Source organism: Acidobacteriota bacterium (genome assembly GCA_040752915.1).
Lineage (GTDB): Bacteria > Acidobacteriota > UBA4820 > UBA4820 > DSQY01 > JBFLVU01.
Map to the genome: position 1 here is coordinate 1 of JBFMHB010000079.1, position 10,529 is coordinate 10,529.

General features: G+C 67.3%; 6 protein-coding genes. 2 read left to right on the forward strand and 4 right to left on the reverse strand.

The annotated features are described in order from the left end of the window. The 4 genes from AB1824_11800 to dnaK form a co-directional block, all read right to left on the reverse strand. Window positions 1-330: MerR family transcriptional regulator (locus tag AB1824_11800; protein MEW5765647.1), on the reverse strand; the 330-nt coding region annotated here is incomplete at its 3' end. Window positions 331-334: 4 nt separating this feature from the next. After that, complete coding sequence (locus AB1824_11805) at window positions 335-1,438, reverse strand: J domain-containing protein (protein ID MEW5765648.1); 1,104 nt, start codon at window positions 1,436-1,438, stop codon at window positions 335-337. Window positions 1,439-1,451: 13 nt separating this feature from the next. Then, window positions 1,452-1,883, reverse strand: a complete 432-nt coding sequence (locus AB1824_11810; GenBank protein MEW5765649.1) for an Hsp20/alpha crystallin family protein — start codon at window positions 1,881-1,883, stop codon at window positions 1,452-1,454. 45 nt (window positions 1,884-1,928) lie between these two features. Continuing rightward, on the reverse strand, window positions 1,929-3,854 hold the full coding sequence (gene dnaK / locus AB1824_11815) for a molecular chaperone DnaK (GenBank protein ID MEW5765650.1): 1,926 nt from the start codon (window positions 3,852-3,854) through the stop codon (window positions 1,929-1,931). 160 nt (window positions 3,855-4,014) lie between these two features. On the opposite strand from dnaK, the gene tgt reads away from it, so the two are divergent. Then, window positions 4,015-5,136, forward strand: coding sequence for a tRNA guanosine(34) transglycosylase Tgt (tgt, locus tag AB1824_11820; GenBank protein MEW5765651.1), 1,122 nt, complete (start codon window positions 4,015-4,017; stop codon window positions 5,134-5,136). A 798-nt stretch (window positions 5,137-5,934) separates the two neighbouring features. Continuing rightward, window positions 5,935-10,529, forward strand: a 4,595-nt coding sequence (locus tag AB1824_11825; protein ID MEW5765652.1) for a hypothetical protein, incomplete at its 3' end; no start/stop codon positions are given.

Genomic DNA, 10,529 nt, shown 5'->3' on the forward strand with positions numbered 1-10,529 from the left:
CACGCCCCTTCGCCCGAGCTGCTCCAGAAAGAACTCCAGAAAGCCGTTCATCTCATCCTGCATGCGGCCCATTTTCTCCCGCATGTTGAGAACAATTTCAACCCCCGCGAGATTCACGCCGAGGTTTCGCGTGAGGTTCAGGATGATCTCGAGGCGTTCCAGGTCCTCGTCCGAGTAGAGGCGGGTGTTGCCCTCCGTCCGGGAGGGCCGGAGAAGGCCGTCCCGCTCGTAGAGGCGAAGGGTCTGCGGGTGCACGTCGAATCGCTGCGCCACGGCGCTAATCATATAGAAGCGCTTCCCTTCGTCGGTCTTGGGAGGCCTCCGGGCCATGGCGTCACCCCTTCTCCGCCCCAGTATAGGGGCGCGGGTTCTCGGGGTTCAAACGGGCGAACTCCCGGAGGAGGTCCTTGCTCCGCTCGTCCACCACCGGGGGCGTCCAGATGGTGACTTCCACCAGGAGATCTCCGGCCGTGCCGCCCCGGAGGGAGGGCATGCCCCGCTCCCGCAGGCGGAACACCTGGCCGGATGAGGTGCCCGGAGGGATCTTGAGGCGGGCGCCTCCCCCGAGCGTGGGGACGTCGATCCGGGCTCCCAGGACCGCTTCGGTCACCGTGATGGGCACCTTCACGCGGAGGTTGGGGCCCTCCCGGCGATAGGTCGGGTCATCCAGGATGTGGGTCTCGATGTACAGGTCGCCCGGGGGCCCCCCGAAGCGCCCGGCCTGGCCCTTTCCCTTCACGCGCACCCGGGAGCCCGTGTCCACTCCGGGAGGAATGGAAACTTCCACGGTTTCCACGGTTTCCGCTGAACCCGCCCCCCCGCAGGCGCGGCAAGGCTCCCCGGGATCCTTGCCGGAGCCTCCGCAGGCCGGACAGGTCCGGGCGAAGGAGAAGGGACCCCGGGAGAGGCCGACCTTGCCCGAACCTCCGCAGGAAGAACAGGATCGGCTCCGTTTGTGGGGAAGGCGCCCTTCGCCTCGGCATCCCCCGCAGGCCACCGTATGGCGCACGGCGATTCGGGCCCGCTTTCCCGTAAAGGCTTCCTGAAGCGTCAGGGAAAGAGGGAACACCAGATCCTCGCCCGGCCTGGGTCCCTGGTTTTCGCGGCTTTGGGCCGTGTGGAGGAAGGCGTCCAGAAGGTCCTGGAAGCCTCCGGAGGTGGGGCCGGCGTCGAAGTCGAATCCGGTGAAATCCACACGCGGCCCACCCCCCGGGCGGGGACCCACTGTGCCGGTGGTGTCGTACCGCTTCTTCTGTTCCGGGTCCGAGAGGATGGCGTGGGCCTCGGAGAGTTCCTTGAACCGCTCCTCGGCGGCCGAGTCCCCGGGGTTGAGGTCGGGGTGGTACTTGCGGGCGAGGCGCTTGTAGGCCTTTCGGACCTCCGCCGCCGAAGCCCCCCTGGGGATTTCCAGGACGTCGTAGAGGTTTCGCACGGCCATGGGCGCCCGCTCCCTACTTCACGCGGATGGACTTCCGGGTGTTCTTCCTGGGGAGGACGATGGTGAGGAGGCCGTCCTTCAGGGCGGCCTCCACGGCTCCGGCATCGATCTCGTCGGGAAAGGAGAACTCCCTCAGGAAGGGCCCGAAGTACCGCTCCATCCTCTGGACGCACTCTTGGTCCTCGCCCTGGCTGGCGCGGCGCTCTCCCGCCACCCGGAGGAGCCGCCCCTCGGCCGTGACCTCGATGTCCTCGATGGGCACCCCCGGGATTTCCACCTCCACCACGTAACGGGCGGCATCCTCGTACACGTCGGCGGGGGGGATCCACGTGAAATCCTGAAGAGGCGAGGAGCTTCTTTCCGGTTGGATGATCTCCTCGAAGAGCCGATTCACGCGTCTCTGAAGATTCAGGAGCTCCCGAAGGGGATCACCCTTGGACGGCATGCCAGCACCTCCCCGACCTGTTCGTCTCCGACCGACGACCTCGAATTATTTCACATCCTCGAATTCGGCGTCGATGACCTCGCCGGATTTGCCGGCGGTGGCGGATCCTCCCTGGGGCCCTCCCGCGGAGGACGTCTCGCCCGCCCCAGGCCCGGCCGGTCCCGCCTGGGCCTTGGCCGAGGCGTAGAGGACCTCGGCCATCTTGTGACTGGCGGCGTTCAGCCCGTCGATGGCCTTCCGGATGGACTCCTTGCCGCCGGCGTCCTTCGCCTTCCGGAGCTCGTCCAGGGCCGCCCGGACCTTGGACTCCTCCTCGGCGGGAATCTTGCCCGCGTTTTCCTGCAGGAGCTTTTCGGTGCTGTACAGGAGCTGGTCGGCCTGGTTCTTGATCTCGATCTCCTCCTTGCGGGCCATGTCCTCGGCCTTGTGGGACTCGGCTTCTCGAACCATCTTGTCGATCTCGTCCTTGGTGAGCCCCGAGGAGGCCGTGATGGTGATGCTCTGCTCCTTGCCGGTGGCCAGGTCCTTGGCGGAGACGTGAAGGATGCCGTTGGCGTCGATGTCGAAGGCCACCTCGATCTGAGGTACGCCCCTCGGGGCCGGTGGGATCCCCATCAGCTTGAAAGTCCCCAGGAGCTTGTTGTCGCGGGCCATGGGCCGCTCGCCCTGGAAGACCACGATCTCCACCTCGGTCTGGTTGTCCGCGGCGGTGGTGAAGGTCTCCTTCCGCTTGGCGGGGATGGTGGTGTTCCTCTGGATCAGGGCCGTGGCCACGCCCCCCAGGGTCTCCACGCCCAGTGTGAGGGGGGTGACGTCGAGGAGGAGGATGTCCTTGACATCTCCGCCGAGAACGCCGGCCTGGATGGCCGCGCCCACCGCCACCACCTCATCGGGATTCACGCCCTTGTGGGGTTCGCGCCCGAAAAAGTCCTGCACCATCTGCTGGATTTTGGGAATGCGCGTGGACCCACCCACGAGAACGGCCTCATGGATCTGGCTCGGCCCCAGCTTGGCGTCGGAGAGGGCGGCCTTGCAGGGCTCCATGGTCCTCTGGAAGATGGCGGAAGCCAGGTTTTCCATCTGCGCCCGCGTCAGTTTGATCTGGAGGTGCTTGGGGCCCGAGGCGTCGGCCGTGATGAAAGGCAGGTTGATTTCCGCCTCCAAGGTCTGGGAGAGCTCGCACTTGGCGCGCTCGCAAGCCTCCTTGAGGCGCTGGAGGGCCATGGGATCCTTGGAGAGGTCGATGCCGTTGTCCTTCCGGAAAACGTCCACCACCCAGTCGATCAGGACCTTGTCCACGTCGTCCCCGCCGAGGTGGGTGTCTCCGTTGGTGGACTTGACCTCGATGACCCCTTCCCCCACCTCGAGGACGGAAATGTCGAAGGTTCCGCCGCCGAAGTCGTACACGGCGATGGTCTCTTCCTTCTTTTTATCCAGGCCGTAGGCCAGGGCCGCGGCCGTGGGCTCGTTGATGATCCGGAGCACCTCGAGGCCCGCGATGCGGCCGGCGTCCTTGGTGGCCTGGCGCTGGCTGTCGTTGAAGTAGGCGGGGACCGTGATGACCGCCTGGGTCACCTTCTCCCCGAGATAGGATTCGGCGGCCTCCTTGAGCTTCCGCAGGACCATGGCCGAAATTTCAGGCGGGGAGTACTTCTTCCCCCTCGCCTCCACCCAGGCATCGCCGTTGTCGGCGGCCACCACCCGGTAGGGGACGGTCTCGATTTCCCGCTGGACCTCGGAGAACTTTCGGCCCATGAACCGCTTGATGGAGAAGACCGTATTGAGGGGATTGGTGATGGCCTGGCGCTTGGCCACCTTTCCCACCAGGATTTCCCCCTTGTCCGTGAAGGCCACAACGGAAGGGGTCGTTCGGTCTCCTTCCTGGTTGGGGATCACCACGGGTTGCCCGCCTTCCATCACGGCCACCACCGAGTTGGTGGTGCCGAGGTCGATTCCGATGATCTTGGCCATGAGCGCATACCTCCTTCGCACGGTGTCCAGGCTCGGTAGCCTGAGCCAGGCCTTAAGATAATACTTGAGCACGTAATTGTCAAGTTTCTTGATTTCGCTTGCATGGGCATTCCACCGGGACCCGGGACTTGATACCCTCAATCCTCTCGTCGGGGGAGGCATGGCCGCGTTCACCCTCCTACAGGGCAATGGATCTTCCGGGCGCCTGGGGGAACTCCAGACGCCCCACGGACGGGTCCGGACCCCCGCCTTCATGCCCGTCGGAACGCGGGCCTCGGTGAAGGGGATGCCACCCTTTCTCCTGCGGGAGGCGGGGGCGGACATCGTCCTGTGCAACACCTTCCACCTCGCCCTCCGGCCGGGAAGCCGCCTCATCGAGGAATTGGGCGGGATCCACCGGTTCATGGGATGGGACGGCCCCGTCCTGACCGATTCGGGTGGCTTTCAGGTCTTCTCTCTGGCTTCCCTCCGCCAGGTCACCGAGGAGGGGATCGCCTTCCGTTCTCCCGTGGACGGCGCCGACGTTTTTCTGAGTCCCGAGCGGGCGGTGGCGATTCAGGAGGAACTGGGCGTCGACGTGGCCATGGCCTTGGACGTGTTGGTAAAGGGCACGGCCGGGGAAGAAGAAACCGAGGCCGCGGTGGACCGGACCACCCGGTGGGCCCGGCGTTGCCGGGAGGCCCAGCGTAGGTCCGGGACCGCTCTCTTCGGTATCGTCCAGGGAGGCCCGTATCCGCGCCTGAGGGAACGTTCGGCGAAAGAGCTCGTGGACCTGGATTTTCCGGGGTACGCCGCCGGCGGCTTCTCCGTCGGAGAAAAGAAGGAGACCTTCCGAGAGGTGGCGGCTTTGACGGCGGGTCTTCTTCCCGCGGACCGCCCCCGCTACCTCATGGGGGTGGGTACCCCCCAGGATTTAGTGGAGGCGGCCTCCTGGGGCTACGACCTGTTCGACTGCGTCCTGCCCACTCGGAACGCGCGAAATGGGAGCCTGTTCACCTCTGAGGGCACGATTTCCATCAAGAACGCCGCCTTCGCCCGTTCCCCGGAACCCCTCGACCCGAAGTGCTCCTGTTGGGGGTGCCGAACGGTCTCCCGGGCCTACCTCAATCACCTCTACCGCGCCAACGATCCAACGGGACTCGTCCTCAACACCCTTCACAACCTGACCTACTACCTCGGACTCATGGCTCGGATTCGCGAGGCGGTGGCCGAGGGCAGCCTGGAGAGCCTGGTCCGGGAGATCCTTCACCAGGATGGCCGGATGATGGAGCCGGCGGGTTGATTCGGCGCGCGATGGGCGGCGAAGAGCCGGATCACCCCTGCGGTCGGAGAGCGCCTCCTCGGTGAGGCCCCACCCCCTTGTCTCCTTGGCCGCAATCCCCGGGCCCATCCTGAAGCGAATCGAGTCCCGCGGCGGCTCCAAGATCTGGGGGGAGCCAACGGCCTGTAAGGACCATCCAGAGGGTCGGGAGGTCCTTCTGACTGCTCATCCGGGGCGCTTCGACCAGGCACCTGGGTGGCACGCCAGGTCCGAAAAGGGACCGGCCAAATGGAGGGCGCTCAAGATCTACGCGGTCCCCGGGCCGGGAGCGGCTTCCTGACGGGGTCCGGATCTCCGCCCGCCATGTACGGCTCCGGCCGCCACCGTCGTGTTCGGGAGGCTGAAACGATGGACCCTCCGACCGAGGCGGAGGTTCCGCCCGCGGCGGAGTGCGGAAGTGTCACTTTATCTAGCCATATCGGCTCGGCAAGGTATCACTCCCATCCTGCCAGTCCCCCTCCGCAGCCAGGGCTCCTCGGGGGCTCGCAGGTCTGGATTGGGTGCACTGAGTCTTTGTAAGCGACTGCTATGTATGATGTTACGCGCGGCGCGATCCTCGAGAGGCCATGTCGGGGACCCAAAGAAAGAACCTTCCACCCGCTGCGGATTGTGTAGAAAAAGGGACGGCACGCGAGTTGCTGGTGGGGAAGAGGTGATCCCGCGAAAAGGGGACCCGAATGGAGTCCGGCGGGAGCCAATCGATGGAATCGTAAAGACCAGGGCAAGGGCGCCCAGCGTGATTGCGAGACGAGGTCGGCCATGACGTACGAAGACAGGGCACACGGAGACAAGGCGGGCAGTTCCAACTCCAAAAAGGGCCCCCATCCGACCCCCGCCGCACGAAGGGTGGCGTTCTGGGCCGGGTCGGGGATTCTCGCCTTGGCGTTCCTGGTGGCGGGCCCGGGCCTTCGGGCGGCCACGCCCTCGGGGGGAGCCGGCATCGCGTGGGAAGTGATACCGAATGGTGACGGATCCGCCTCCCCCTGGGTTTCCGGGAAAGCGGCTGGTCTGTCGCCCCAAACGCCCTTGCCTCCTCTGGTGGTAACGGCTTCGGGGTGTGCGGCCGATTCGGTCCTCGAGGTTTCTCCCGATGGCGAACAGCCCTTCGCGTCGCTCCGGCTTTCCAACGGCGAGGGACGTTTGCCCTTTCCAGTCTTCACGGTGGGCGACTTGGACCGGCTCCGGTTCCGGACCGATTGCCCGGAGGGCCTTCTCGAAGTCCGTCCCTCCGAACCCCTCCTCCTCACGCCCCAAGACGGCTCCCTGCTCGTCACCAACTGGGGGCCGGCTGGAGTGGTTTCGTTGGAGGCCGTGGACGCCATGGGCCGGCCCGTCCTCGTGAAGCTGGACCGGGACGGCCTCGGCGCAGAGCCCAGGGGGGAGGCCTTCCGAACCGAAGTCCTCGAGACGGGCGGCATGGTCTGGTTGGCCCTCGTCCCCGACGGTGGAACCCAATTCCCCGTCGAGATCCGTGTCCAGAACGAGGAGGGCCGGAAGGCGCAGACCACCTTCTACCGTGACAGGCTTGCGGGGAGCGGTCTGTGCGCCACGCCCGGCAAGGACGGGGCAGGCGGCACGCTCACGGGCATCGTGAACACCTACTACCCCGTCACGGCCTCTGTGTCCGCGGGCGCGACCTCCGTTCCCGTCGGGGTCTCCTCCGGTGCCTCGACGGCCATCACCGCGGGGGACCTGCTCCTTCTGATCCAGATGCAGGACGCGGAGATCGACGGCACCAACAGCAGCGCTTACGGGGACGGAAACCCGGGCGGGAACGCATCGGGCTACACGGCCGTCAACAACTCGGGGAAGTACGAATTCCTGAAGGCCGCGGGTCCGGTCTCCTCCGGCTCGGTGCCGGTCCTGGGCGCGGGCGTCGGCGGCGGCACGCTCAACGCCTACGGTGTGGCGGCCTCAACGGCCAGCCGTGGCCGCCGGAGCGCCCAGCTCGTCCGGGTTCCCCAGTACATCTCGGCCACCTTCAGCTCGACGCTGACCTGCCTTCCCTGGAACGGCAGCGTGGGCGGCATCCTTTCCGTCGACGTGAGCGGCTCGCTCACCCTGGGAGGGACCGTCAGCGTCGACGGCATGGGATTTAGGGGCGGGGCCCAGCAACAGCTCGTGGGAACCACCGGGGTCCTCAACACGGACTACCGGATTCTGGGGCCGGCCAACGGGACCACGACCGTAGGCACGGGCGCCATGAAGGGGGAGGGCATCGCCGGTACGGCTCGCCTCCTGCCGAACTCCAACTCCGGCGCGGGATTGGACGGGTATCCCAACGGCGATTTCTATCGCGGCGGTCCCGGCAATGCGGGGGGCGGAGCCAACGACGGAACTCCCAACACCAATAACCAGAACGCGGGCGGAGGAGGCGGAGGCAACGGCGGAGCCGGGGGAACGGGAGGCAACTCGTGGAACTCCAACCTCGCCATCGGCGGCCATCCCGGGGCTTCCGTCGCGCCTGCCGCGGACCGCCTCGTCCTGGGCGGCGGAGGCGGCGCGGGTACGCGCAACAACGTCTCCTCGGGCGGAGACGGCAGCGGCGCGGCGGGAGGCGGCATCGTCCTGATCCGCACCGGTTCGATCACGGGGACCGGGACCATTACCGCCCACGGCGCCTCGGCGCCGACCTCCCAGCAGGACGGCGCGGGCGGCGGGGGAGCCGGCGGCACGATTCTGGTGTACGCCCAAACTCCTGGGGCGCTCACCGGCCTAACCGTTGCGGCCCATGGGGGGCGGGGCGGCGACGCGTGGCCGCTCCAGGCCCCCGGAAGTTACCCGGGAGAACGCCACGGCCCCGGCGGAGGGGGCGGAGGGGGTGCCATCCTGCTCTCGGGCGCGGCCGATTCGGCCACGGTGACCGCCGGAGCCAATGGAATCACCACGACGGCCAACGACCCTTACGGCGCCACCGCGGGTCAGGCGGGCGCCGTCTTGACCAACGTCCTGGGCACGCAGATCCCCGGGGTGGACTCGGGGGCCGAGTGCCAGGGCAGCGCGTCCTATATCTCCAAGACTTCCAGCGCGGGAACGGGGTACGTCTCCCCGGGACAGACCCTGACGTATACGATCAATGTGACGAATACCACCGCCTCCCCGTGGACCAACGTGGGCGTCACCGATCCTCTGCCCGCGGGGACCACGTGGGGCAGCACCCAGGTGACGTATCCGACAACCCGGACGGGGACGTACCTGGACCAGTTCAACGCCCAGGTGTACACGGGAAACAACGGCTCTCTGGATTGGGGTGGGAACTCCTGGGCCGAGATCGGGGAGAGTGACGGCCCCACCAGCGGGGAGGTCCAAGTCCGCGGCGACCTTTCCTCCTTCATGGGGCGGATCCAGAATACCAACCGGGGACTCCAGCGTCAGGCCGACTGCTCGGGATACACCCGTGCCATCCTCTCTTTTGTGTACCAAAGGCGCGGCTTTGACGATGCCAATGACTGGGTGGAGATCCAGGTCTCGCCCACGGGGGGTGCGGGCACTTGGACCACCCTGGCCCGGTACGCGGGACCCACCAACGACACCACCAACCAGAGCGCGAGCTTCGACATCTCCGCCTACCTCTCCGCCACCACGAGCATCCGCTTCTACTCTTCACCGAACTTGGGCGGGGGCGACAGCTTCTATTTCGACGACGTCCAGATCGCCCTTTCGGGAGTGGTCTATGCCACCGGCGCGGGAGGGGCGCCGCCGAATCTGGCGAGCGGCTATACCCTCCAGCCCTATGAATCTCTCACCGCCACGGTGGTGGTCACGGTGAACAGCGATTTGGATCCGGCCTTCACGGGCATCACCAACACCGCCACGCTCTCCGCCGACGGCGGGATCAGCCAGCAGGCCAGCGTGACCAACCCCGTGCTTCCCGCGCCCACGGTGAACGCTCCCATCCTTTCCACCGACACGGTCCTGAGCGGGACCTCCTCGGTCATCGGAGGCACGGTCACCCTCTTCCAGAACGGGGTCTACCTCGGAACGGCCACCGTCGAGAGCGACGGGACGTGGCTCCTGATGGGCGTGTCCGGCCTCGCGGCGGGGGACGCCATCACCGCCGATGTGGCCAGGGATGGCGCGACCTCGCCCCGCTCTGCCGCGGTCATCGTCCAGCCGGTGCCGCCGGTGGTGGACAGCCCGCTGACGGCGGGGGCCACCACGGTCACGGGAACCTCCACGGAGCCCGCGGGTTCGCTCATCACGGTCTACAGGAACGGTTCGCTTCTCGGGACGACGACGGTGCTCTCCGACGGTACGTGGAGCCTGACGGGGATTTCCCCGGCCCTCGCGGCGGGGGATCCGATCCAGGCGACGGTGACGGCGGGAGGGCAGACCTCGGCCGGCTCCAACGTCGTCACGGTTCAGCACCCGGCGCCGGTGGTGTCCGGGCCCATCGCGGCCGGAGACGGCTCCATCGTGGGTACCTCCGCGTCTCCCGCAGGAACGACGATCACGGTGTACAAGGACGGGCTTTCCATCGGGACGACGACAGTCCAGGCCGACGGCACGTGGACCCTGACGGGGGTGACGGGCCTGGTGGGCGGCGAATCCATCACGGCCAAGGCGGGGTCGGGGGCGTCGCAGTCGGCGTCCTCCAACACGGTGGTGGTGATCCCGGCGCCGCCGGTGGTGGACAGCCCGCTGACGGCCGGGGCGACGACGGTCACGGGAACCTCCACGGCGCCCGCGGGTTCGCTCCTCACGGTCTACAGGAACGGTTCGCCCATCGGGACGACGACGGTGCTCTCCGACGGGACGTGGAGCCTGACGGGGATTTCCCCGGCCCTCGCGGCGGGGGATCCGATCCAGGCGACGGTGACGGCGGGAGGGCAGACCTCGGCCGACTCCAACGTCGTCACGGTTCAGCACCCGGCGCCGGTGGTGGCGGGACCCATCGTGGCGAGCCCCTTCGGTAACGCCGTTGCGGGAACGTCTTCGTCGCCGGTCGGGACGAGCATCACGGTGTACAGCAACGGGGTTTCCATCGGGACGACGACGGTGCAGGCCGACGGGACGTGGAGCCTGTCCGGGATTATCGGCTTGGTTGGCGGGGAAAGCATCACGGCGACGGCGGGAACGGGCGCGTCCCAGTCGGCCCTCTCGAACACGGTGGTGGTGACCCCGGCGCCGCCGGTGGTGGACAGCCCGCTGACGGCCGGGGCGACGACGGTCACGGGAACCTCCACGGCGCCCGCGGGTTCGCTCCTCACGGTCTACAAGAACGGTTCGCCCATCGGGACGGCGATGGTGCAGGCCGACGGCACCTGGAGCCTCACGGGTCTTGGAACGCCCCTGGCCGACGGAGACACCCTCGAGGCCACCGTCAGCGCCGGGGGACAGACCTCGGCCCTGTC